Consider the following 23,545-nt stretch of genomic DNA (forward strand, 5'->3'; position numbering starts at 1 on the left):
TGATGCGCATCATCTTAAAGGTTGCTATGCCTTTTGTTCAACAACTTTTATGCGTTGTGGGGTGGCGCGGGGGTGATCTAGGCTACTTTTCTCGTTCGTTTTTCCAGGTGGCTGGCGATTATCCGCAATGCGTCGTCCGGCGCTTTCATATCGCTGGGGCCAAAGCGCAGCACCACGTATCCGCGGTTTTCTAGCGCTCGCTGCCTCTTTATCTGCTGCTTGACCACGTAAGCGGGCGCCTCGCCATAGGTACCGTCATATTTGGCATCGCCATCGACCTCGACAACCAGCCAGCCATCGAGACAAAGATCCGCCCGATATTTCCCGAGCAGCGATTTCTGGGGCTCAATTTTCACCTGCGGGAAACGCTCAATAATGAGGGCTCGCAGATAGGACTCATAGGGCGATTCCGATCCGCCGTACGCGTGCTCGATAACCTTACGCATGGCTGCTTGTCCCCTCGTGCGCTGCATTTTTGCCAGTTCTTCGCGCAGGTCGTATGTAGTGACGTCGTGTCGGCCGAGGGCAGAATCAGTAGCTACCAGGCCATCTGGGAAGCCGTGTAGCCGGGCGATTTCGAGGCAGGTGCGGGCGGGATTCGTGGCGCGCACACCCGCAATCGACACCGTGGATTCTTGAAGGGACTTTACCCGGCGGTAACGGTAGCCTTTCGGGGTGAGTCTGCGTGGGGGAACGCTTCCCGAAGGCACCGCTAACTCCACCTCCTCCCCTTCCCTGGAAATTACCCATATTCCCCACAGCCGCGCGGCCGATTTGCTGATGAGGACGGCGCGGTGGGTGCTCCACCCGGCAGCGGCTACTTTGGCGAATTGTTGTTTATGGCGTACCCATTGCCTCCAGGTGGCTGTGGGTACGGCGATCCAGGGCGCTATCTGGGTGAGCTCACCGCTCTGGAGAGCTAAATGGTGCGGACTTTCGGCTCCGGCGTAACGAAGGTTGATGAAGTGATCTGTAATCATGGTTTCATCTTCGCGGCTGGCGGGGCGGGGCACGCGTCATGAGGCTCAGGAAGGTGAATTTCCGAGGGCCTTGAGTGGGGGTCGGAATATTAGGTCCAAGGTGATCGGGCCGAATTGAGGGCGTTGAGGCTGAATTGAGGGCGGGTTGTGCTCAGATCGGCTCGATCACATTCGACCTAAGGAGAAGCAGTTCACAGCGGCGGTGTGGGGGATAATTCAGCAGCGCGGTTAACCGTGCTTTACTAGAGATAATGGAACCCATCGAGCTCTCAGAACTAACCGGTACGCAATCGCGCACCTACGGCACCCGCAAGATCACCTCGGATATGGTCTCGGCACCAATCCACGTTGCGGTCGCGCTCTGGGACGAGCGTTGGGATTCCGCCCCCAACGGCACCATCGAAGGCTGGGTCATCGCGGTCAATACCAAGCAGACGCGTTTTGTGCGCCGCGGCCAAACGAAGAAGGGCGATATCGTCGATATCGCCGTGCGCGAGGTCAAACGCGTGCTCAAGGGACTCGACGGACGAGTGTGGATTGTCACTGGTCGCAGGCAAAATGCATTGCGAGCGGCACTCACGGCCGACGGTTTCACGGTGACGGGAAGCTTTGCGGAAGAAAATAGGGCTTCGAAGAGCGCGAGCTCCGTGCGCAGAAAACAAGCCGGCATCACCGCACGCAAGGCGCGCAAGATGGGTGAGGCGCCGAAAAAGAAGCAAGCGACACAGGTAGAGACGCCGAAAGCACACTGGTGGCCGAACTTCTCGCGCGCCTCCTCGTGGGCCGAGGGCGACGTGGTGCGCATAGCCACCGATGCTTCCTCGGATACCGTATTCAAGGGGTCGATGTGCTTCGTTGCGGGAAACGGCGACTACCGGTTACGGACTCGAGAAACCAAGGCGAGCACGGATGAGCTTGAGCTCGAAGCACTGACGCTTGCGCTGAAATACCTGCTCAAGGTGGGTGCTCGCAAGGCGGTTATTGAGTCAGATTCCGTAGCCGCTTTGGAGGCGGTCGAGCAGATTGTGCATAAGCGCGGCTCTAAAGCATCACGGCCGGGGCGCACGTGGCGAGGGGTGTCTTCGGGTGCGCGGTCCCGATTCCAGCAAGCTTGGGGCGATATCCAAGGCCAATGCGAGGTCGACATTCGCCGTGTGCTCGGGCATGCGGGCGATCCGCTGAATCGGGCGGCCGACCAGATTGCGTACATGGGGTTGCGCGCGATTGCGCATCCGATGAAGCAGTCTCGCGAGACGCTGCGCGAGGGGATTCAGAAAGCTCTCTCGGCGTTGTGATCCGAACGCTTAGGGCTTTGGGACAGGCTTAGGGCTGATCTGATCAGGCCGAATTGAGGGAGTTAGGGCCGATCTGAGGCGGCCCAGCCTTCAGATCAGCCTGATCAGTATGGACCTAACGACGAGAGGCGCGCTGGGGGTCGCGACCGAGCCGAGCCGGCCTGCGGAGCTTAAGCCAGGCGGCGGGCGCCGTCTCCCGGGCGGGCCACCAAGAAGGTGGGTCCTGGGAAGCCGCGGGATGCCGCGGCGTCGTGGATGGCTTCGGCGGTGGACTCGACGGCGGAGCGCGGGATGAGCGCGATGACGGCGCCGCCGAAGCCGCCACCAGTCATGCGGGCACCGAGTTCACCGGCCGCGGTGAAGGCGGAGTCGAGTTCCGGAGTGGTGACTTCGTACAGGTCGCGCAGGGAAAGGTGGCTTTCGCGCATGAGGCGGCGGAACTTTGCCAGGTCGGAAGAGGTGAGCGCGGTGGCGGCGTCGAGGGTGCGAGCGGTTTCGTCCACCACGTGGCGCACGCGGCAGCGGTAGAGTTCCGCGTCGGCGGGGTTGACGGTGGCGGCAAAGGCGACGGCATCCGGGATTTCGCGAATGGTGTGGCCGGCGGCAGACTGGACGGCGTCGATGATGCCGCGGCGGGAGGCATATTGGCCGTCGGAAAGCGTGTGCGGGGCATTGGTGTCCGCGATAAGCAGCACCATGTCCTGGGCCTCGATATTGAACGGCACGCGCTCGACGGCGCCGGTGGCAAAATCCAGGAAGAGGGCCTTTCCACGCTGACCGAAGAGGCTGGCGTTTTGGTCCAGGCCGCCGGTAGAGGCGCCAACCACCTCGTTTTCGGCGCGGATGCAAGCCTGGGCCAGCTGCGCGCGGGCGGCGTCATCGGGAGCTTTGCCGTGGCAAAGCTCGTAGGCGGCCACGGCAACGGAGCACTCGAGGGCGGCGGAGCTGGACAGACCAGAGCCGACGGGGACATCGGAGACGATGGCAATATCGAGGCCGGCGCAGGTCAGAACGTCCGCGGCAGTGGCGGCCCAGACGGTGCCGGCGACGTAGCCGGACCAGTCGGAAGGGTGGCCGGGACGGACTTCGGAGAGTGGGAGGCTGGCTTGGGCGACGCTGCCGTCGAATTCGGAGGCCATCCGGAGAAGGCCATCGGTGCGGGGTGCGACGGCGACGGCGGTGTTTTGTTCCAGCGCAAAGGGGATGGAGGCGCCGCCGGCGTAATCGATGTGCTCGCCGATGAGGTTGACGCGGCCGGGGGCGGCCCACACGCCGCCGGGCTCGGGCGCGTCCGGGAAGGTAGCGGCGAAGAGGTCGCGGGCTGCGGCGGCAAGCTCCGCATCGCTGCGGGTGTCAATCCAGTTAAGCATCCCAGATCTCCTTGAAGCGGGCGGCGATGCGCTCCGGGGTGGTGTCATTGATCCACACGGCCTGCGAGGACTCGGAACCGGCAAGGTACTTCATGCGGCCGGGCGATCGCATGAGCGAAAAGAGCTGCAGGTGCATGCGGATGCCGGGGCGCAGGTCCGGATCCACCGGCGCCTGGGTCCAGCCGGCGATATACGGGGTCTTGTCCACGCCATCGAAGAAGCGGTCCACGGCGGAGTACAGCTTCTTGAGGAGGGGCGCGAGGTCGGCACGTTGGGCGCCGGAAAGCGCGGCGAAATCGGGAACCTCCTCATTGGGCATGACCATGGCTTCCAGCGGCCATTTGGCGGCGGCGGGAACAAAGACGGTGAAGTGCTCGGTCTCAGCAATGATGCGGGTACCGGCGGCGCGCTCACGATCGAGGAGATCCTGGAAGAGGTCGCCGTCATAGGCGCGGGCGGAATCCACAATGGACCGCAGGCGGGGCGAGAGGAATGGATAGGAGTAGATCTGGCCGTGCGGGTGCTGGAGGGTCACGCCTATTTCTTCGCCGCGGTTTTCAAAGGGGAATACCTGCTCCACGCCGTCGATCTGGGATAGTGCGGCGGTGCGGTGAGCCCAGGCCTCGATGACGGTGCGGATGCGCGATTCCGGCAGGTCCTTGAAGGATAGGGCTGGGTCCTCGGTAAAGCAGACCACCTCGCAGCGGGCGCGGGCAGGAAGGCGCGGCACCATGCCGAGCAGGTTATCGTCCTCCGGATGCTCGATGTCCGCGGTGGTGGCAAAGGACGGGAAGCGGTTTTCAAAGACCACCACGTCATAGCTGGGGCTGGGGATCTCCGTGGGCAGCTGGCCTTCGCGCGTAGGCGCCAGCGGGTTCTCGTTGGCCGGTGGCAAGAAGGTGCGGTTCATGCGGTGGGCGGCAAAGGCCACCCAATCCCCCGTTAGGGGATCCCGGCGCATTTCGGAAGCGGGGGCAACGGTGGGGATGTCGCGGGCGTCGACAAGCACGCGGTCGGGGTGGGGCTGGTCGTCGAAGTAGAGGATCTCGCGGCCGTCGGCAAGCGTGGCAGAGGTAATCTCAACCATTAGTTTTCTCCTGGGATGGTGATGGGCTTCAGGCGTGCCCACAGCACAAAGGCAGCGGCCACGGCCAGCAAAGCAAGGCTTGCCCATAGGTTATCGGTAGCGTTCTTCGCCTGCCCGGTATCCGGGTTGATGCCTGGGTCAAGGAAGAAATAGCAGCCAAGCAAAATCAGGCCGTAGAGGCCGAGGAGTGCGGCGATGACGTTGCGCAGGTCAAATGCGCCCGCGCGCTTTTTCTCAGACATGTTGGGCTCCTTAGGCGAAGATAACGTTGAGGGCTACGGCCATCACCAGGCAAATGATGCCCAGCGGGACGGTCTGCTGGTACCACGGCAAGGACTTTTCGGTGTAGTCCTCAAAGTGGTCCTTGGGGGTCACGGAAGAGACGAAGCCTACCAGCTCGCTATCCGGCTTGGGCTGTGTAAACAGGGTGACCACGATGGATACCAGGATATCCACCACGAAGGCCACACCGGCCGCCACAAAGGCCGTGCCTTGGCCCGGCAGGTTGATCATGTCCGTGAAGGATGCGACGTACCAGAAAGCGATGGCGGAAGCGGTACCGGCCACAAGACCGGACCAACCGGCGTGCGGGGTCATGCGCTTCCAGAACATGCCCAGAATGAAGGTGGCAAACAGCGGCGCATTGAAGAAGCCAAACAGGGTTTGCAGGTAGTCCATGATATTGCCAAAGTTTTGCGCGAGCAGCGCGGTAAAGATGGCAATAGCGGTGGCGATAATCGTGGCGATGCGGCCGAACTTCAGGTAGTAGTCATCCTCGCGGTCCTTGACCACATAGGTCTGCCAGATGTCATAGGAGATGACGGTATTAAAGGCCGAGATATTCGCGGCCATGCCGGCCATGAAGGAAGCGAGCAGGCCGGCGATCGCCACGCCCAGCAGGCCATTAGGCAAAAGGTCGCGCATGAGCAGCAAGATGGCGTCGTTGGGCTCCGCGCGCTCCTCCATCAAGTCGGCCACGGAAACGGAGGCAACCATGCCTGGAATGACCACGAGGAAGGGCACGAACATCTTGGGGAAGGCGCCGATAATCGGCGTCTTACGGGCGGCGGAAATGGAATCGGAGGCCATGGCGCGCTGAACTTCCACGAAGTTGGTGGTCCAGTAACCAAAAGAAAGCACGAAGCCGAGGCCCAGCACGATGCCGATGACGGACCACACGGGATTCTCAAAACCGGAGATATCCGTGCCCGGCCAAGTGTGGAAGTGCGATTCCTGGGCCACCGCGTCCTTCAGCCCGCTCCAACCACCAACGCGGTTCAAACCAATGATGGTCAGCGGGGCGAGTGCGGCGATGATGACGAAGAACTGCAGCACCTCGTTATAGATGGCGGCCGAAAGTCCGCCCAGGGTGATATAGGACAGCACGATGATGCCGGCCACGAGGAGCGATACCCACATCTGCCAGCCCAGCAGGGCCTCTACGATGGTGGCCAGCAAGTACAGGTTCACGCCGGCAATAAGCAGCTGGGCCACGGCGAAAGAAATCGCATTGACCAGGTGCGCGGCGTTGCCAAAGCGCTTGCGCATGAACTCCGGCACCGAGCGCACCTTGGAGCCGTAGTAGAACGGCATCATCACAATGCCCAAAAAGACCATGGCCGGGATGGCGCCGATCCAGAAGTAGTGCATGGTTTGGAAGCCGTACTCCACGCCATTGGCGGACATACCAATGATTTCCACGGCACCCAGGTTGGCCGAGACGAAGGCCAGTCCGGTCACCCAGGCTGGCAGTCCCCGGCCGGAGAGGAAGAAGTCGATGGAGCTAGACACTCGGGCCTTGGCGGCCCAGCCGATGCCTAGCACGAAGAGGAAGTAGATGGCTACCAAGAAGTAGTCCACCCAGGAGGCATCGAGCCTCAATACGGATTCAGCAGTCTCCATGGCTGACCTTTCTAGTTATTGTTCTCTGCTGCAAGGCGCAGCGTGAATCTCTGCGGGTTCTGAGCGCTCAGGCGCGCGAGGTCTTCCCCGCTGCGCAGCGCATTCGGCGGCGCGCTCATGGGCTCCACGGCTAATGCCTTGCCGGGGCCACCTGCCCGCGGGAAATCGGCCGGGGTAAACATCTGCACCCAGTTCAGGCCTTCGCCCATCTCCAGGCGCACACCCTTTCCGCCGGCCGAATACACGGCCGTCAGTGGGCCTTCGCCGTGGAAGCAATCGTCCCAGTCCACCTCGGCGATGGGCTGATTAACAATGCGCACCTGCTCCGTCTTTCCCGTAGGCAGGTTGCGGGCGCCTAGCAAGTAGCGCTTGCCGACGTCCACACTGAGCACCGCCTCCTCCGCCCCAGCTCCCTGTGGGGAGAGGTAGAGGTGCAGCCCATAGGCGAAGGGAACCTCGCCGGGTTCCGCGGTGCGGGCGGTGAGCTGGTGGTGCAATCCCCGCTCATCGAGGGCGTAGGTGGCCTCTAGTTGAATCGCCCACGGCCAGCCCTGGCGCGGCTCAATATCAAAGGCAAGAGCCACCCGGTTGTCCGAGCGTTCCGTGACGCGCCACCAATCCACCGCGAATCCATGGATGGCGTTATTGCGCTCCGGCTCCGTGATCTCTAGCTGGTGGGCGGTCCCCTGCCATTCAAACCAGCCATCTTCGGTGCGATTGGGCCACGGCGCCAGCACCACTCCGGCCATCAGCGGCGGCTTGCCTTCGTAGCTTTCTACTAAGGGCGCGCCGCGATAGGTCAGCGCTTTGAGTGTACCGCCGAATAGACCAATCTCTGCCGCATAATCGCCATGGGCAAGTGCGACGCTGGGGTAGTCAGCGTCAGGGCCAGCCGCTCCTCCACTGGTCATAACAAAGACCTTTCTGGCTATAACTTTCGTTGGATTTAGCCTAGGAGTACGGCAAAGCGCCGGTCAATCGTTTGCATAACTACCCGCGAATACCTTCTATTTCAGCTGCTCACCGCAGTGGAGTTAACCGCTTGTTAACCTCTTTCGGGGTTGGAGGCGCCTGTGGGCAGCGGGCCGCTACACCGAGGCAGGAGCGCTATCCCCGCATCCGTCGCCACACTATTCGCGCCGCTGAGTGAGGAGTGGCGAGGACTTCGCGCAGGTAATTGCGCGGCATCAACCGCCACGGGGTGCGCGCGGGATGCAGTTGCACGGCAATGCCGAGGTGCCAGGCCCACAGCGCCGTGCGCAGGATATGAAAATCGTTGGTCACCACGTGCAATACGGCATCCGGGGCCAAGCGGTGGGCATTTTCTAGATTTTCATTAGTACTCGTGGCTTCCGGCTCCACCACTACCCGCTCGGCCGGCACGCCGCGTTCAATGAGGTATGTAGCCATGGGACCCGCCTCACCGCGGCCGGAGACAATAATCTGCTGACCGCTATAGAGCGCCAACGCCTTGTCTAGGCGCGAGCGCAGCATGGCGCCGGGATAGCCGTGGGTTACGCGGGAGCCCAAAACAAGGAGCGGGTCAGACATGGATACCAGCATAGACTTGCCGGCTCTTGACAGGAAGATGGAAATAGCCGTACCTTTAACTCAAATGTGCAATCGATTGCACTCAGGAGGGCCGGAAGCCGGCTCACACGCCCAAACCAAGGAGGACAGCATGGCCGGAACCACCCTCAAGGACGTGGCCGCTGCTGCTGGAGTATCCATTTCCACCGCGTCCCGTTCGCTCTCGGGGAACCCAGCCATCTCGGAGTCCACGCGCCAACGCGTCAAGGACACGGCCATCAAGCTCAACTATAGGCCCAATGCCCAGGCCCGAGCATTGCGCAGCTCCCGATCTAACGCCATCGGCTTGGTCATCCCCAGCCTAGATAATGCCTACTTCGCCGCAATGGCCGCAGCCATTGAAGAGGCCGCCGATAAGCAGGGACTCGCCACGATGATTACCAGTTGCGGCGAGGAACCGCAGCGTCTAGTCAAGTCCCTCGATGCCCTGATGGAACGCCAGGTAGACGGCATTATCGCGGTACCTCTCGAAGGCGCCGAAGAAGCGCTGGAGCAGGCACGCGCTTACCGCCCGCTCGTGCTCATTGACCGCGCCCTGGGCCAGATTCCAGCAGTGCTATCAGACCCCCACACGGGCATGAAACAAGCCGTGGAACAGCTCAAAGAGAAGGGGCACACGCATATCGGTTACCTTTCCGGGCCGCAGGAAACCTCCACCGGCCGCCAGCGCCTCCAAGCCTTCAAGGCCGCCACCCGCGGCATGCCTACCCATATCCACCACGGCAGCTACCGCCACCGCGAGGGCTATAAAGGAGCCCTCGCACTCCTACAAGAAGGCGTCACCGCGCTCATTGCCGGCGATTCCATGATGACGGCCGGCGCGCTGGAGGCCTGCCATAATGCGGGCAAGCGCATCGGAGAAGAAATCGCGCTCGTCGGCTTCGATGACTTCATCTACCTGCGCTTCCAACCCTCCCCTATCTCAGTGGTGGACCAGGATGTTGCCAGAATGGGCGAGACCGCCACGGCCAAGCTCATCGCGGCCATCAATGAAAAGCACCAACCGGAAGGCGAGGTGCTAGAAACCCGCTACATCCCGCGCATGTCCACCGCCCACCAACTCGATGGAGCCACGCCATGAGTGACTGCGTGTTGCGCCTGGACAATGTCACCAAATCCTTCGGCCCGGTGGAGGTCATTAAGGGGGTAGACCTCACCGTCCGCCGCGGCCAGGTGCAGGCCTTGTTGGGTGAAAATGGCGCCGGCAAGTCCACCCTCATCAAGATGATTGCCGGAGTGCACGAACCAGATTCCGGCCGCATCCTGGTAGATGGCACAGAGGTGAAGATCCCAGATACCAAGGCCTCTGAGGCGCTGGGAATCGCCACCATCCACCAAGAGCTCAACCTTGTGCCCACCATGTCCGTGGCCGAGAACATCATGCTTGGGCGCACCCCACGCCGCTTTGGATTGGTCAATCGCAAGCACCTCAAGGCACAAGCCCAAGCGGCACTGCACCTTATTGGCTTGGACGTGGACCTAGACATGCCGGTGGGTGAGCTGGGTGTGGCCAAACAGCAGCTCGTAGAAATCGCCAAGGCGCTGTCCATGAACGCGCGCATCCTCATCTTGGATGAGCCCACGGCCGCGCTCACCGGCAAGGAGGTTGATGCACTCTTTGCCGTGCTCGAGGAACTCAAGGCCAAGGGCGTGGCCATGGTCTTTATCAGCCACCACCTGGAAGAGCTGGCGCGCATTGCAGAGACCATCAGCGTGCTGCGCGATGGCTCTTTCATCGCCGAGGTCCCGGCCGATACGGACGAAGACGAACTGGTGCGCCTCATGGTCGGCCGCGAGATTGAAAACCAGTACCCGCGCGAGGTTCCTCCCGAGCGCGGCGAGGCCCTGTTGGAGGTCTCCGAGCTGACTGCCGACGGCGCCTTTCACGACGTCACCTTCACCGTCCATGCCGGCGAAGTCGTTGGCCTCGCCGGGCTCGTGGGCGCCGGCCGCACCGAAATCATTCGCGCCATCGCGGGCGCTGACCCATACGATTCCGGCACCATTCGCGTTGGCGGCACCCAGCTGCGCAGCGGCGATATTCGCGCCGCCATCCGTGCCGGCGTGGGCCATATCCCCGAAGACCGCAAATCCCAAGCACTAGTTCTGGACGCCTCGGTGGGCGATAACCTCGGATTCGCCACCCTCTACCCCACCGCTAAGGCAGGGCTGGCAGACCGCAGCGGCCAACGCCGCCGCGCCGGTGACGTAGCGGAGAAGCTGCGCATCCGCATGGCCGATCTCTCCCAGCCCATCCGGAACCTATCCGGCGGCAACCAACAAAAGGCGGTCTTTGGCCGCTGGGTACTGGCCGGCTCCAAGGTCCTCCTCCTCGATGAGCCCACCCGCGGCGTCGACGTTGGCGCCAAGGTGGAGATTTACAACATCATCAATGAGGTCACCGCTGCCGGGGGCGCCGTGCTTATGGCCTCTTCCGATCTGCCCGAGGTGCTCGGCATGTCCGACCGCATCCTCGTCATGTCCGGCGGCCAACTCGCCGGCCAGCTACCCAAGGACTCCACCCAAGACGAGGTCATGGCCTTTGCCGTATCCAATGTGACCTCTTCTACCTCTGCCTCTGCTGCCGCGCCTGCCGGCACTAACCCCAAGGATGAAGCATGACCAAGAATCGAGTAGTTAACTGGGCGATGAATAATGGCGCGCTCGTCGGCCTCATTGCCCTGTGCATCGCGCTGTTTATCGCTACGCCGTACTTCCTTACCGTGGCGAACCTGCTCAATATCGGCATCCAGGCCGCCACGGTAGCCATCTTGGCCTTCGGCATGACCTTTGTCATCGTCACCGCCGGCATCGACCTCTCGGTGGGCTCGGTCGCCGCGCTCGGCGCCATGGTCTCTGCCTATATGTTCTCCACCGCGGGGCTGCCTGGCTGGCTCACCCTGCTCCTCGGCCTCATCGTGGGCGCGCTGGCCGGTGCCATCTGCGGCATGGCCACCGCGTGGGGCAAGATCCCCTCCTTCATCGCGACGCTGGCCATGATGTCCATCGCCCGCGGCCTCACCCTGGTCATCTCCCAGGGCTCGCCGATTGAAACCGCCCCGTCCGTCAATACCTTTGGTGGCGATATCGCCGGTTTCCCCGTGCCCATCATCATGATGGTCATCGCCGGGCTCATCTGCTGGTTCATCTTGGAGCGCACGGTGCTCGGCCGTTCCATGTACGCCATCGGCGGCAACCTGGAGGCCGCCCGCCTCTCGGGCCTGCCGGTCAAGCGCATCCAGATCGCCGTCTTCGCGCTCTCCGGTTTCTTCGCCGCCTGGGCCGGCATGGTCATGGCCGGCCGCCTCGAATCCGCACAGCCGCAGGCCGGCACCGGCTATGAGCTCGATGCCATCGCGGCCGTCGTCATCGGCGGCGCCTCGCTCTCCGGTGGTCAGGGCAAGGCCACCGGCACACTGGTCGGCGCGATCTTGCTAGCGGTCATCCGCAATGGCTTGAACCTGCTCAACGTCTCCTCTTTTTGGCAGCAGATCGTCATCGGCCTGGTCATCGCGCTGGCCGTCGGCTTCGACGTCATCCGCAATAAGACGGCCAACTAAGGAGCACCCGCCATGAAAAAGCTCATCGCCACCCTCCTTGTCCCCGCCCTCGCGCTGGGCCTTGCCTCCTGCAATCGCTCGGAAGAAGACCGCAACCGCATCACGCTAGCGCTATCGACGCAGACCAACCCCTTCTTCGTCGAGCTGCGCCACGGCGCACAAGATAAGGCCAAGGAACTCGGCGTTCCGCTAGACATCCAAGACGCTTCCGATGACCCCGCCCAACAGGTCAATCAGTTGGGCAATGCCACCTCCATGGGCGCCAAGGTCGTCGTGGTCAACCCCACCGATTCCGATGCCGTTGCCCCAGCGGTTCGCGGCATCAAAAATGACGGCGTGCCCGTCATCGGCGTGGATCGCGATGTCAACGGCGTAGAGCTGGATTCCATGGTGGCGTCCGATAACGTCGCCGGTGGCGCGCAAGCGGCGGATAAGCTCGCTGAAGCCATCGGGGAAAAGGGCGATATCCTCATCCTGCAGGGCACCGCTGGTACCTCCGCCTCGCGCGAGCGCGGCAAGGGCTTTGAAGAGCAGATTGCGAAGTACGGGGACATTCGGGTCGTCGGCAAGCAATCGGCGAATTTCGACCGCACGGAAGGACTCAACGTCGCCACCAACTTGCTGCAGGCCAACCCGGATATCAAGGCCATCTTTGCAGAGAACGATGAAATGGCGCTCGGCGCGGTCGAAGCTTTGGGCTCGCGCGCTGGATCTGAGGTCAAGGTGGTGGCATTTGATGGCACCTTCGATGGCCTCAAAGCGGTCAAAGATGGCAAGCTGGAAGCTACCATCGCCCAGCAGCCCGCAGAGCTCGGTGCCCGCGCCATCGAACAAGCCGCAGCGCTCCTGCACGGTGGCGCGGCGGAGAAAAGCGTTCCCGTCGAGGTCATCACCGTCACCCGCGACAATGTGGAGGATTTCCAATGAGCAAGCTAACCGTCGTCGGTTCCATCAATGCCGATCTCATCGTGCACGCCGAGCGCCACCCGCAGCCCGGCGAGACCCTCCTGGGCTCTGGCGGCGACATCTTGGCCGGGGGCAAGGGCGCTAACCAGGCTGTCGCGGCCGCACAGCTGGGCGCTACCGTGGCCTTCGTGGGCGCGGTCGGCTCCGATCCCTATGCCGAGCCCGCCATGCACTACATGCGCACCTCCGGCATCGATCTGAGCGCCGTGGAGCAGGCCGATACCAACACCGGCCTCGCCGTCATTACTGTCTCGGCCGATGGCGAGAACACCATCGTCATCTCCCCCGGCGCCAACGCGCTTGTCGACGCCCCCTTTGTCTCTTCCCGTGCATCCACCATCGCCGACGCCGACGTGGTCCTCCTCCAAGGTGAAATCCCCGCCTCCGGTTTCCAGGCCGCGGTCGAGGCGGCCCAAGGCCGAGTGGTGGTTAACCTCGCGCCCGTGGTCGAGGTCGACCGCGATTCGCTCCTGCAGGCCGATCCCCTGCTGGCCAATGAACATGAAGCAGGGCTCATCCTGGACCAATTCGGCCTACCTGCACAGGGCGCCCCGCGCGAGCTCGCCCACCGCCTAGTAGAGGCCGGCTTCCGGTCCGTCGTGCTGACCCTCGGCGCCCACGGCGCCTACGTGGCCACCCCGGAAGGCGGCACGGACATCCCCACCCCGCGCGTGACCGCCGTGGATACCACCGGCGCCGGCGATGCCTTCGCAGGTGCCTTCTGCGCCCAGCTGCTTGCCGGTGCCTCGCTTGTCGAAGCCGCCACTTTCGCCGCCCGCGTCGGCGCCTTCGCCGCCACCGGCAACGGCGCGCAACCGTCCTACCCCACCACCGAATCCGCCCTGCCGGAGGTCACCGATGCGTAAATCCGGCCTGCTCAATCCCGCGCTCACCAGCGCCATCGCACGCTTGGGCCACACCGATACCTTCGTTATCGCCGATTGCGGCCTGCCCATCCCCCACGCTGTGCCCGTCATCGACCTCACGCTGACCTTCGGCATCCCCACCTTTGCCGATACCCTGGCGGCCCTCCTCGATGAGGTCGTGGTCGAAGCCGCCACCATCGCCGATACCACCCCGCCCGAGGTGCGCTCCCTGCTTCCCGCAGTACCGCTTACCGAGGTCTCTCACGACGACCTCAAGCGCGAGGTCGCCCGCGCCTCCTTTGTCGTGCGCACCGGTTCCACCACGCCGTTTGCCAATGTCATCCTGCGCTCCGGCGTGCCCTTCTAGCGCTTATAGACGTTTCCGCGTGCCCCTACGGTAAACACTTCCACCAGCACTTCTTGCTCCTCAACGGAGTACAGCACGCGGTAATTTCCCACCCTTATTCTTCGGCCACTCCTGCCGGACAAAGCGATAGATCCCGGTGGATATGGGTCTTTAGCCAGTCCACCGATCGCGCGCTTAATCCGTTGATATTGCTTTCGGTTTCCCTGATGGATTTTTTGTAACTCTCGCTTAGCCTGCCGCGTAAACGCGATGTTGTAGTCCATGACCTCTTAAAAAGTTGTACTCTTTGCTAACTTAGTACTAGTAGTACTTTGATGTATTAGGAGCTTTCATTGTCTTTGCCACTTTCCGAACTCCGCACCCGCTTAGGCCAGGTCATTGACCAAGCCCACTACGCAGGCACCCGCACCGTTGTCACCCGCAACGGTAAGGAAGCCGCAGTTATCATTTCGCCTCAGGAACTAGCTTTCCTTGACCGCCTCGAAGCCGCCGCAGATGCTGAAGCCCTCCGCCAAGCCCGCGCCGCCGATACCGGCGAACGCTTCTCTTTTGAGCAGGTCACGGAAGAAATTGAAGGGCGCTAGCCGTAAATTGGCTCGGCTTCAAACCACTGCGAACCACTCACGACATGCTTGTAGGCAAATTTCAGAGGAAAGGTCATCGCCTTCTTGGAGTACAGCTGCACCGCAGAGCTTCCTGCAAGCATGATTCCAGGCCACCGCTTGTGCAGGATGCGAGCTACCTCCATGGGAGTCGGTTCCCGCCACGTATAAATCCCGCGGCCGATTCGGATTATCTTTCCATTCGCTACATGAGTATTAAGCTCTCCCCTGCTTAGGCCTGAAACCAGTACTTCTTCCATGCTTCCCCCTTTGAGCATTATTCCCCTGCCCGAAAGCTTAAAGCACGCTTCCTCACGCCGCAGGCTACAACGATGCAAAGCAAGCACGTTTTATCCTTTTCCTCCGCAAATTTTGCCCGATCGTGCTTGTTTTGCATGTTGGCGAAGAGCGACGAGAACTTCGCTAGAGAATAGGAGACAAAAACAAACACGTTCTGCCGAAAAACTACGTAGTTTTGGCTAAAACGTGCTTGTTTTGTTTGGCCTTAGACCGGAGAGCTACTCTCCTAGCAGCTTGTCGCGCAGGTTCTTATCCTTCTGCTCGACTTCCTCGGCCATCTGCTTTTGGTAGTCCACCATCTTGTCTTGGATGGCGGGGTCGCCAGCGCCGAGGATGCGGGCGGCGAGCAGGCCGGCGTTCTTCGCACCGCCGATGGAGACGGTGGCTACCGGCACGCCGCTGGGCATCTGCACGATGGACAGGAGGGAGTCGAGGCCATCGAGATCCTTTAGTGCGCGGGGGATACCGATGACCGGCAGCGGCGTGGCCGCGGCGACCATGCCGGGAAGGTGCGCGGCACCGCCGGCGCAAGCGATAATCGCCTTCAACCCGCGGGTATGGGCTTCCTTGGCATAGGCCAGCATCTTTTCCGGGGTGCGGTGGGCGCTGACCACGCCGACCTCGAAGGGGATGCCGAAGTCCGCGAGGACCTGGGCGGCGGGTTCAACGGTGGGCCAATCGGAATCGGAGCCCATGATGATGCCTACATGCGGTTGCATAATGTCCTTTCTACAGGCAGGAATTTAAGCCCATTCGGCGTGCACGAGAAAGTGTGCGGCCTGGCGGGCAATGGTCAGGGTCTCGTCGGTATCTTCACCAGTGACGTTGACGTGGCCAATCTTGCGGCCAGGGCGGTGATCCTTGCCATAGAGGTGAATCTTGGCCTGCGGATAGCGCTCCATGACTTCCCTGACGCGCTCCGGCATGGGCTTAGCGGGATCTTCGTCGGCGCCCAGGACATTGGCCATCACGGTCACGGGTGCAAGCGTGTCGACTGCACCCAACGGGAGGTCGAGCACCGCGCGTAGGTGCTGCTCAAACTGGGAGGTGACGCAGCCATCCTGGGTCCAGTGGCCGGTGTTATGCGGTCGCATGGCCAGTTCGTTGACGGAGATATCCTCGCCCTCGGGGCCGTCGAAGGCAAAGAGTTCGACGGCCAGCATGCCGGTCACGCCGAGGGACTCGGCGATGGCCAGGCCCAGCTCGGACGCGCGCTGGGAAAGTTCCGGTGTAAGGCCAGGGGCGGGGGCAATGGCCTCGGCGCAGATGCCGTTTTCCTGGCGGGATTGGGTAATCGGCCACACCTTGGCCTCGCCGGAAGGACGGCGGGCGACCAAGATGGAAAGCTCGCGGGTAAGTTCCACCTTTTCCTCTGCCATCAGCGGGGTTCCGGCCTCGAGCAGCTCGGAGACCAGCTCAAAGCAATTATCGGCGGTGGGGAACCATACGCCCTTGCCGTCATAACCACCGCGGCGGGCCTTGAGGCACACGCGGCCATCGACGGCGTCGAAAAAGGCGCGGGCATCGGCCACCGAGTCGATGGCGGCAAAGCGCGGCACGGGAGCGCCCAGCGCGGCGAGCTTTTCGCGCATCTTGAGCTTATCCTGCGCATAGATAAGGGCGGTGGGCTGGGGCTGGACGTTAAATCCGGCGTCGATAAGCGCGGCAGAGTGCTCGTTGGGCACATGCTCATGCTCGAAGGTAATGGCATCCGCGCCCTCTGCCACGCCGCGCAGCTCCTCCAAGGAGGTGTAATCCCCCAGCACCACGTCTGGGGTGACCTGCGCGGCGGAGGAGTCCGGCTTGCTGGCCAGAATCCGCAGGTGAATATCGAGTTCCGCGGAGGCCGGCTGCATCATGCGAGCCAGCTGGCCGTCGCCACAAACAGTTACAATAGGCTTTAAGTCACTCACGTTCCTCAATACTAGCCTGGATACTATGTTCACTCGTCATACCATCTTCCAAAATTCCCTCATGACCGCTTTGCTGGACGGCATTTATGACGGCGAAATGACCATTTCGGAACTGCTTGGTAAGGGCAATTTTGGCCTCGGCACCTTTGATGGCCTCGACGGAGAGATGATCATTTTGGATGGCACCTGCTACCAGCTGCGCGGCGATGGCTCCGCGCAGATTGCAGACCTAGACCAGCGCACCCCTTACGCGGTGGCCACGAACTTTGTCCCGCGCATTACTGCCGACGCCCCCGCGGGCCTGCGCCGCGATCAGCTCTCCGCGTTCATCGATAAGCTCGAGCCTTCCGCTAACTACATGTACGCGGTGCGCATCGTGGGCACGTTCAAGGAGGTGACCACCCGCACGGTGGTCAAGCAAGAAAAGCCCTACCCGCCAATGTCAGAAGCCGTGGGCGGCGATAAGGAGCTGCACTTTAAGGACGTCGAGGGCGTCATCGGCGGCTTCCGCACCCCCGTCTATGAAAAGGGAATCTCGGTACCCGGCTGCCACGTGCACTTTATCGACGCCGCCCGCACCTCCGGTGGCCACGTGTTGGACTACGTAGTGGATAAGGCAACGGTTGAACTCTGCCCCGCCTCCGACCTAGAGCTGCGCCTGCCGCTGACGCAAGAATTCAGCCGCGCCAACCTCTCCCCCGAGGATCTGGATAGCCAGCTGCACACCACCGAGGTTAAAACCAAGGGCGATCATTAATAATCTCGGCCACGCGCTTGGGCTTGGCCACGTTGGGAAAATACATGGCCCGGTCCCAGCCGTGAATTGCTAGGGATACCCCGCCCCGGCGCTTGCGGGCGCCGCGAATATCCTGCAGCGGAATCGAATCAATATTACGGCCCTCGCGCGCGATGACGCGCCTATTAGTCACGATGAAGCGCTTCCGGCGGGCCTTATAAAGAGGAATGACAAAGCGCCAGATTCCCAGCAGGGCCCATACCGCGACGAGGCCGTTGCGCAGCATCGGGTCTACTGCTTGGACATCGCACCAACCGATGGCAATCCACAGCAGGCCGGTGATGAGGATGAGCTCGAGGAAGGGGAAAATCAGCGCGCGAAACGGCGCGGAGACATCCGCGCGCTTGACCTCACCTTGGCCCATCTTCATTAGTCCCATAGCTATGGATGCTACCTCGCGTGTCTACTGTGGTGGTTTACTGCTGTGGGCGCAGGTGCGTGACATCACCTGCGGAATAGTACTCGCCGGCGACCATGATGCGGCCGTCCTCGCCAATTTCATCGACGTGGCCGGTGACATCGCCGGACGGGGTTTCTAGGCGAACTTCCTGGCCGAGCGAGGAGCAGACCGCACGGTAGTCACGCAAGAGCTGCGGATCTTGGTTCTCCCACTGCACGATGCGGCGGCGCAGGTTCTTCAGCACGGTAATGGCCAGCTCGGTGCGGTCCGTATCGCGGCCTTCGAGTGCGAGCGAGGTGGCCTTTTCAATCGGTAGGTCCTCACGAGTCAGGGTGACATTGATGCCCATGCCCACGACGACGCGCGCAGATGGTGCGGCGCCACCTACTGCCTTATTTACTTCGGCCTTATTAACCTCCGCCTTGTTGACTTCGGCCTTGCCTACCTCCACCTTGGTGAGCTCGGTCTTTGGCGCGGCCTTGAAGGCTTGGCCCACGGGACCGGCCTCGGCGAGGATGCCGCACAGCTTATTGCCGTCGATATGCACGTCGTTCGGCCACTTCAGCACGGTGCCCTCGATCGAATCGGTCACCGCGAGGCCCGCGGCCAGCGGCAGGGTGCCCAGGTGCTCGAGGGATTCCGGCAGCAAGAGCACGGAGAAGATGACCTGGGAGCCGGCCGGCGCGGTCCAAGTGCGGCCGAGGCGGCCCTTGCCGGAAAGTTGTTCGTCGGCAAGCAGCACGGTGCCATCCGCAACGTTGGTGGCCTGCATCAAATCGGTATTGGTGGAGCCGGTCTTTTCCACGAAATCGATGGTGGTGAAATCGTCTGCCAGCGCAGTGCGAATGCGTTCCAAATCAAGTGCAGTCATAAGCTTCAAGGATACCGGCCTCCAATGGTGCTAGTGTGTTGCGCATGGCAAAGGTCACTTTTGAAAAGGTCAACATCACCTACCCCGGCGCGAGCGCGCCCACGGTAAAAGACTTGGACCTCGATATCGCGGACGGCGAATTCCTAGTCCTCGTTGGTCCATCGGGCTGCGGTAAATCCACGACGCTGCGCGCACTGGCGGGATTGGAGCCGACGTCGAGCGGCCGCATCACCATCGATGGCAAGGACGTGACAAACCTGGAACCAGGCGATCGCGATATCGCCATGGTCTTCCAGAATTATGCGCTTTACCCGCACCTAACAGTGGAAGAAAATATGGGCTTTGCTTTGAAGCTGGCGAAGTTGCCCAAGGCCGAAATCAAGGCCAAGGTGCACGAAGCCGCGGAAACACTCGGACTGACCGAGTATCTCAAGCGCAAGCCCAAGGATCTGTCCGGCGGCCAACGCCAGCGCGTGGCCATGGGCCGTGCCATCGTGCGCGAACCGAAGGCCTTCCTCATGGATGAGCCACTCTCCAACTTGGATGCCAAGCTGCGCGTGCAGACCCGCGCCGAGCTGGCCAGCCTGCAGCAGCGCCTGGGGACGACGACGGTTTACGTTACCCATGACCAAGTTGAGGCTATGACCATGGGTGACCGCGTGGCAGTGCTCAAAGACGGCGAGCTGCAGCAAGTTGCCCCGCCACGCGAGCTTTATGATGCCCCCGCAAACGAATTCGTCGCCGGCTTCATCGGTTCGCCGGCGATGAATATCTTTGACTACAACGGCGGCCGTGTAGGTGTGCGCCCAGAAAAGATGTTTATCAACAAGGGCCCAGTGGGTTTCCAAGGTGTGGTGGATATTGTGGAAGAGCTGGGCGCCGAGTCCTATGTCTACGTCACCGTGGGCGAAAACCGCTTTGTCGCTCGCGCCGAGGGCACCCCACCACAGCGTGGCGAAGAGGTGGTACTGACATTCAACCCGCGCGAAGCGCTCCGCTTCGATCCAGAAACGGGCCGTCGCATCGCCCAGGACTAGCTGAACTAACCGGAGCCGTAAGTCAAACGTGAAAACGGCGGCTGGTCTCCACACGCAGTGTGGGGACGATGCCGGTTGTAGTAATGCAGCCAGGCGTCGAGCTCACCGCGGCGTTCGGCTTCGGAAGTATACCGGTGGGCGTTGAATCACTCGCCAACCCCACCAGGACCGCGGTGGCGGTGATTGCGGTTTCGCCATTGTGAATCTCGGCGTAGACGAGGCAGAAGTAGTCGTCGATGACGGCGTGGACGTAGACCGTGCCTATCCACGGGTCGTAGGGCTTGCTCCGGGGTGGTCATGCTCGTAGCGCGGTCGACGCGAGTCAGCCGGTTGAAATGGCAGGACGAGAGGATACGGTCGGCCATGAGACCTGGAAGCGGGCAGCGACCTCGCTAATCGGCCATCCGTCGTCGACGAGGAGTTGGGCGACCTCCGAGCGGTGGCGAGGTGTGAGGATGGCGTTGGCATGCATTAATCCTCTCCTGCCTCGACAAGCGTCTTCTGCGGCATCTTGAGTTGTCCCAGGGCTGCGAGGAGTGCTCCCGTGGCCAGTGGCACTAGGCCGGCGGCGATAAACAGAGTTCTGATGTCGATGTGGCGGCTGAGGAGTCCGGTGAGAGCGATGGACAGAGGCATGAAGGCGATGGATATAAAGAAGTCGAGGCTGGCGACCCGGCCGAGCATCTCCATGGGGACGTGTTCTTGGAGTACTGCTCCCCAGATGACCATTCCGATCCCGATCAGCGCCCCGTAGAACGCGAGGCCTGCGCCGATGGCCCACGAATTGCTGGTGAGCGCCGGGATGGACAGGGGCAGGCATCCGATCACCCAGGCACCGACCATGGCCGGCAGGAAGCGTTCCGGTGTGCGCCACGACCCAGCTAGCAGAGAACCCACCACCCCGCCCGCTCCGAGGGCAGCCAGGACGGTGCCGTAGAGTGCAGGTCCGTTGTCATGCGATGAGCGCATGAGGGCAGGTAGGAGGACTTCGAGTGGTCCAGTCACTACCAGTCCCATTACGGCCGCGAACAGGACACTGGAGCGGACCCAACGTGTGCGGGAAACGTAGCGGAAGCCGTCGAGCAGGTCGGTGATCAGTGAGTCTTCCGCACCGTCGGCCTCGGGCTCGGCGCGGGTGGGGGCGGGAAGCTGCAGAGCCGCAAGCAGGGCAAGTCCGAGTGCTGCTGCGATGAGGTATCCGCCAGCGGCGGGCATGCTGGCACCGATGACCGCTCCGACGGCGGCGGGCGCAATTGCCTGTCCGACCAACGGGCGGGCGGCGCCTTCGAGGCCGTTGACGGCCATTAAGTCGTCCCCGTCCACCAGGACTGGCACCAGCGCCGTGTAGGCGGGGAAGAAGAAGGCGGTTGAAGTGCCAATAATGAACGCGGAAACCGCGAGCATCCAGAAGGTAACAATGTCGAGGATTGCTGCCGTGGACGTCGCGGTCGCGATTGCGAGGTTCAGGGTGAGCACGCTCACGATGACGGACTTATTGGGGAACCGGTCTGCGATTACGCCAGCTGGGAGGGATCCTGCAAGCAGGCCAATGCCGCTCCAGACTACGACACCCGACAGGGCGGCTGGCGTGGCGCCCAGGTCGAGGGTCTGCATGGCAAGGTAGAGGGCCCAGGCACCCTGGGCGAAGATGGTCAGCACCATCGCTGCGAACAGCTGACGGTACGTGGGGATGGTCAAGGGGTGAAGCGGGTTCATGGCATGTCTTTCAGGTCAAGGTTCAGGTGGGGCCAGTCGGCCAGGTCGTGGAGCATCTGCCGGTCATGCGTGGCAACGATCACCGCGCAGGAGGTCTGCAGCAGCTCGGTGGTGATGTCATCAACGAGGATCGAGGACAGATGATTGGTGGGCTCGTCCAGGAGCAGCAGGTCTGGATCCTGGGCCAGACACATGGCCAGGTGGAGACGGCGTTGCTGTCCTTGCGACAAGCGCCCCACCGGCGTGCCGGTTGCGGAGGCTTCGAGCAGCCCGAGCGAGCCGAGGGACGGCGCCTGAGCTCGACGGCCTAGCTTCGCCAGGTACGCCTCATAGACCTCGTGTGCGGGGCTGGAGCGGTCCCAGTCGGGGACCTCTTGGGACAGCAGAGCGATGCGCGCTCTCGGATTAACTCGCACATGTCCCGTGGTGGGGGCCAGCCGCCCTGCGAGAAGTGCCAACAGGGTGGATTTTCCCGCGCCGTTCGGTCCGGTGACCACCAACCGGTCACCGCCGTTCACGTCGACCGAAACCGGAGCGTCCAATCGGTCCTTCACAGTAACCTGGGTGGCGTTCATGATGCTCTGTCCGGCACGGGTTGCCGAGGCGGGCCACGCAAGACGCAGTGGCGGCGCCGGGACGCCGATTTCATGACTTTTCAGGTCTTCGATACGTCGGTTGAAGGCTTGGACCACTCCAGCAGCGCGTGTGGCGCGTTGGTGCTTGCCTGTGCCCTTTTCAGGTCTCCATCCACCCTGGGACAGGTGGGAGCGCGCCTCGGCTGCAGCGCGTGTCAGTTCCTCGTGTCGGGCAACCTGGGCGGCGTGATCCTGTTCCCACTTGAGGCGTTCTCGTCGGCGGCCTTCAATCCAGCCTTTGTAGCCGCCCGAGTAGGTTCGCGGGACACCATCTCGGGTCGGGTCGAGATCCAGGAAGGTCGTCGCCACATCATGCAGCAGCGCGCGGTCGTGACTGACCAGAGCCAGGCCACCAGGGTGGTCACGCAGTTGCTCGGTTAGAAAAGACAGTCCTTCAGCATCCAGGTGGTTGGTGGGCTCATCCAACAGGAGCAGGTCGGGGGTCGATCCAAGTGCGACGGCGAGCCGGACCCGGTAACGTTGTCCGACTGACAAGGTCGACAGGATGCGAGCGCGGTCGCTGCAGGCGTCGAGGCCTGCCAGTGCGATGTCCACCCGCCTTTCTGCGTCCCAGGCATCCAGTAGCGTGGCGGTCTCGAGCGCTGCGGAATAGGCATCGGCCGCGTCGTCACCCGCGGCGAGTGCAGCGCTCGCCACGTCAAGGGCCTCGAGCGCAGACCGGGAGGGAGCAGTCGCTTCGGCGATGAGGTCGCCGACGGTGCGGTTGCCCTCGGTAGACATGTCCTGCTTAACCAAGACGCGGGAACCCATTTGGGTCACTATTCCCGAGTCAGGGGTCAGGATCCCGGCCAAAATGTGAAGCAAGGTGGTCTTGCCACGGCCGTTGTCGCCGACGATCGCCAGACGTGAGCCGGCGGAGACGGTGACGTCCAGCCCGTTCAGGAGGTGCCTGTCCCCTAAGGTGATGTGTATTGATTCAGCGCGGATGTGTGCGGCGGACCCTTGGGGCGTTCCACTCCACACACATGACCGCAAGGTTGGTGTGTTTGGCATTGCATACTCTCAGCTCGTCATGGAGCCGGGCAGCACAAGATGGCCGCCCGGCAGATGGCCAGGACGGCAGACGAAAGATCAGAAGGGGTCCCGCCGCCGTCAGCGGGCGGAACGCAGCTTCATGGAAGCGATGCCTGAGTACATGCGGCAGAGTCTACCCAGCGGGACGGATCTCGGCAAACCAATTAACATCTAAGGTCAATACAACTAGCACCCACGATTCCCCACGGAGGAGACTTATCCGCAAAGGCAGCTAGGCCGTCGTAAAACAGGTACAC

25 protein-coding genes and 2 pseudogenes are annotated in these 23,545 nt (G+C 62.2%); 10 read left to right on the forward strand and 17 right to left on the reverse strand.

The window, feature by feature from the left end:
* Positions 1 to 77 precede the first annotated feature (77 nt).
* Positions 78 to 980 (reverse strand): DUF559 domain-containing protein, encoded by a 903-nt coding sequence (locus MHK09_RS03560; protein WP_250408869.1) that lies wholly within the window; start codon positions 978 to 980, stop codon positions 78 to 80.
* A gap of 251 nt (positions 981 to 1,231) precedes the next feature.
* Between MHK09_RS03560 and MHK09_RS03565 the strand changes: the two genes are divergently transcribed.
* Positions 1,232 to 2,275: an RNase H family protein gene (locus tag MHK09_RS03565; RefSeq protein WP_005322505.1), complete on the forward strand. Its 1,044-nt coding sequence runs from the start codon at positions 1,232 to 1,234 to the stop codon at positions 2,273 to 2,275.
* A 170-nt stretch (positions 2,276 to 2,445) separates the two neighbouring features.
* On the opposite strand, the gene galK is transcribed toward MHK09_RS03565, so the two are convergent.
* The 6 genes from galK to MHK09_RS03595 all read right to left on the reverse strand — a co-directional run bounded on the left by galK (position 2,446) and on the right by MHK09_RS03595 (position 8,185).
* On the reverse strand, positions 2,446 to 3,645 hold the full coding sequence (galK, locus tag MHK09_RS03570) for a galactokinase (RefSeq protein ID WP_250412682.1): 1,200 nt from the start codon (positions 3,643 to 3,645) through the stop codon (positions 2,446 to 2,448).
* Positions 3,638 to 4,732, reverse strand: a complete 1,095-nt coding sequence (galT, locus tag MHK09_RS03575) for a galactose-1-phosphate uridylyltransferase (RefSeq protein ID WP_005326682.1) — start codon at positions 4,730 to 4,732, stop codon at positions 3,638 to 3,640. The genes galK and galT overlap by 8 nt, the downstream gene beginning before the upstream one ends.
* The gene (locus tag MHK09_RS03580; protein ID WP_250408862.1) at positions 4,732 to 4,974 is read right to left on the reverse strand and encodes a cell wall anchor protein; all 243 of its coding nucleotides are present in this window, start codon (positions 4,972 to 4,974) and stop codon (positions 4,732 to 4,734) included. Before MHK09_RS03580 ends, galT begins: the two co-directional genes overlap by 1 nt.
* Positions 4,975 to 4,984: 10 nt before the next feature.
* Positions 4,985 to 6,634, reverse strand: a complete 1,650-nt coding sequence (locus tag MHK09_RS03585) for a sodium:solute symporter family protein (RefSeq protein ID WP_250412683.1) — start codon at positions 6,632 to 6,634, stop codon at positions 4,985 to 4,987.
* Between the two features lie 11 nt (positions 6,635 to 6,645).
* Positions 6,646 to 7,545 carry an aldose epimerase family protein gene (locus tag MHK09_RS03590; protein ID WP_005322510.1) on the reverse strand — a complete coding sequence of 300 codons (900 nt, stop codon included), beginning with the start codon at positions 7,543 to 7,545 and terminating at the stop codon, positions 6,646 to 6,648.
* A 196-nt stretch (positions 7,546 to 7,741) separates the two neighbouring features.
* A complete protein-coding gene (locus MHK09_RS03595; protein ID WP_005322511.1) occupies positions 7,742 to 8,185 on the reverse strand; it encodes a YdcF family protein in 444 nt (147 codons plus the stop codon).
* Positions 8,186 to 8,315: 130 nt separating this feature from the next.
* Between MHK09_RS03595 and MHK09_RS03600 the strand changes: the two genes are divergently transcribed.
* From MHK09_RS03600 to rbsD, 6 genes are read left to right on the forward strand one after another with little or no spacing between them, the layout of a single operon-like run.
* Complete coding sequence (locus tag MHK09_RS03600) at positions 8,316 to 9,305, forward strand: LacI family DNA-binding transcriptional regulator (RefSeq protein ID WP_250412684.1); 990 nt, start codon at positions 8,316 to 8,318, stop codon at positions 9,303 to 9,305.
* The gene (locus MHK09_RS03605) at positions 9,302 to 10,846 is read left to right on the forward strand and encodes a sugar ABC transporter ATP-binding protein (RefSeq protein WP_005322513.1); all 1,545 of its coding nucleotides are present in this window, start codon (positions 9,302 to 9,304) and stop codon (positions 10,844 to 10,846) included. The genes MHK09_RS03600 and MHK09_RS03605 overlap by 4 nt, the downstream gene beginning before the upstream one ends.
* The gene (locus MHK09_RS03610; protein WP_005322514.1) at positions 10,843 to 11,784 is read left to right on the forward strand and encodes an ABC transporter permease; all 942 of its coding nucleotides are present in this window, start codon (positions 10,843 to 10,845) and stop codon (positions 11,782 to 11,784) included. Before MHK09_RS03605 ends, MHK09_RS03610 begins: the two co-directional genes overlap by 4 nt.
* 12 nt (positions 11,785 to 11,796) lie before the next feature.
* Entirely contained in the window at positions 11,797 to 12,711 is a 915-nt protein-coding gene (locus MHK09_RS03615; protein WP_005326696.1) for a substrate-binding domain-containing protein, read from the forward strand.
* The gene (locus MHK09_RS03620; protein ID WP_250412685.1) at positions 12,708 to 13,616 is read left to right on the forward strand and encodes a ribokinase; all 909 of its coding nucleotides are present in this window, start codon (positions 12,708 to 12,710) and stop codon (positions 13,614 to 13,616) included. The genes MHK09_RS03615 and MHK09_RS03620 overlap by 4 nt, the downstream gene beginning before the upstream one ends.
* Positions 13,609 to 13,983, forward strand: coding sequence for a D-ribose pyranase (gene rbsD, locus MHK09_RS03625; protein WP_200435806.1), 375 nt, complete (start codon positions 13,609 to 13,611; stop codon positions 13,981 to 13,983). Before MHK09_RS03620 ends, rbsD begins: the two co-directional genes overlap by 8 nt.
* Here the strand turns inward: rbsD and MHK09_RS03630 are convergent.
* Positions 13,980 to 14,246: a type II toxin-antitoxin system RelE family toxin gene (locus tag MHK09_RS03630; protein WP_005322520.1), complete on the reverse strand. Its 267-nt coding sequence runs from the start codon at positions 14,244 to 14,246 to the stop codon at positions 13,980 to 13,982. The genes rbsD and MHK09_RS03630 overlap by 4 nt on opposite strands.
* A 69-nt stretch (positions 14,247 to 14,315) precedes the next feature.
* On the opposite strand from MHK09_RS03630, the gene MHK09_RS03635 reads away from it, so the two are divergent.
* The gene (locus tag MHK09_RS03635; RefSeq protein WP_040424847.1) at positions 14,316 to 14,567 is read left to right on the forward strand and encodes a type II toxin-antitoxin system Phd/YefM family antitoxin; all 252 of its coding nucleotides are present in this window, start codon (positions 14,316 to 14,318) and stop codon (positions 14,565 to 14,567) included.
* Here MHK09_RS03635 and MHK09_RS03640 read toward each other — a convergent pair.
* The 3 genes from MHK09_RS03640 to MHK09_RS03650 form a co-directional block, all read right to left on the reverse strand.
* Positions 14,564 to 14,845, reverse strand: a complete 282-nt coding sequence (locus tag MHK09_RS03640) for a type IV toxin-antitoxin system AbiEi family antitoxin domain-containing protein (protein WP_156794294.1) — start codon at positions 14,843 to 14,845, stop codon at positions 14,564 to 14,566. The two genes, MHK09_RS03635 and MHK09_RS03640, sit on opposite strands and share 4 nt — an antisense overlap.
* Positions 14,846 to 15,103: 258 nt before the next feature.
* The gene (purE, locus tag MHK09_RS03645; RefSeq protein WP_005322524.1) at positions 15,104 to 15,604 is read right to left on the reverse strand and encodes a 5-(carboxyamino)imidazole ribonucleotide mutase; all 501 of its coding nucleotides are present in this window, start codon (positions 15,602 to 15,604) and stop codon (positions 15,104 to 15,106) included.
* Positions 15,605 to 15,628: 24 nt separating this feature from the next.
* A complete protein-coding gene (locus MHK09_RS03650) occupies positions 15,629 to 16,744 on the reverse strand; it encodes a 5-(carboxyamino)imidazole ribonucleotide synthase (protein ID WP_250412705.1) in 1,116 nt (371 codons plus the stop codon).
* 79 nt (positions 16,745 to 16,823) lie between these two features.
* On the opposite strand from MHK09_RS03650, the gene budA reads away from it, so the two are divergent.
* Positions 16,824 to 17,555, forward strand: a complete 732-nt coding sequence (gene budA / locus MHK09_RS03655; protein WP_204610019.1) for an acetolactate decarboxylase — start codon at positions 16,824 to 16,826, stop codon at positions 17,553 to 17,555.
* Here budA and MHK09_RS03660 read toward each other — a convergent pair.
* Positions 17,533 to 17,973 (reverse strand): hypothetical protein, encoded by a 441-nt coding sequence (locus MHK09_RS03660; RefSeq protein WP_005326709.1) that lies wholly within the window; start codon positions 17,971 to 17,973, stop codon positions 17,533 to 17,535. The two genes, budA and MHK09_RS03660, sit on opposite strands and share 23 nt — an antisense overlap.
* 37 nt (positions 17,974 to 18,010) lie before the next feature.
* Complete coding sequence (locus tag MHK09_RS03665; RefSeq protein WP_179387464.1) at positions 18,011 to 18,865, reverse strand: biotin--[acetyl-CoA-carboxylase] ligase; 855 nt, start codon at positions 18,863 to 18,865, stop codon at positions 18,011 to 18,013.
* Positions 18,866 to 18,909: 44 nt separating this feature from the next.
* Here MHK09_RS03665 and MHK09_RS03670 point away from each other — a divergent pair, with 44 nt between their 5' ends.
* Complete coding sequence (locus MHK09_RS03670) at positions 18,910 to 19,902, forward strand: ABC transporter ATP-binding protein (protein ID WP_250412686.1); 993 nt, start codon at positions 18,910 to 18,912, stop codon at positions 19,900 to 19,902.
* A 5-nt stretch (positions 19,903 to 19,907) separates the two neighbouring features.
* On the opposite strand, the pseudogene MHK09_RS11860 reads toward MHK09_RS03670, so the two are convergent.
* The 4 genes and pseudogenes from MHK09_RS11860 to MHK09_RS03685 form a co-directional block, all read right to left on the reverse strand.
* A pseudogene (locus MHK09_RS11860) lies at positions 19,908 to 19,994 on the reverse strand (hypothetical protein); the annotation flags it as partial.
* A 260-nt stretch (positions 19,995 to 20,254) separates the two neighbouring features.
* Positions 20,255 to 20,374, reverse strand: a pseudogene (locus MHK09_RS11865) (IS481 family transposase); the annotation flags it as partial.
* A complete protein-coding gene (locus tag MHK09_RS03680) occupies positions 20,374 to 21,618 on the reverse strand; it encodes an MFS transporter (protein ID WP_250412687.1) in 1,245 nt (414 codons plus the stop codon). The pseudogene MHK09_RS11865 and the gene MHK09_RS03680, both read right to left, overlap by 1 nt.
* Positions 21,615 to 23,267, reverse strand: coding sequence for an ATP-binding cassette domain-containing protein (locus MHK09_RS03685; protein WP_250412688.1), 1,653 nt, complete (start codon positions 23,265 to 23,267; stop codon positions 21,615 to 21,617). Before MHK09_RS03685 ends, MHK09_RS03680 begins: the two co-directional genes overlap by 4 nt.
* Between the last annotated feature and the right edge of the window lie 278 nt (positions 23,268 to 23,545).

The sequence above is a fragment of the Corynebacterium tuberculostearicum genome, from assembly GCF_022347235.1.
GTDB classification, from domain to species: domain Bacteria; phylum Actinomycetota; class Actinomycetes; order Mycobacteriales; family Mycobacteriaceae; genus Corynebacterium; species Corynebacterium tuberculostearicum_F.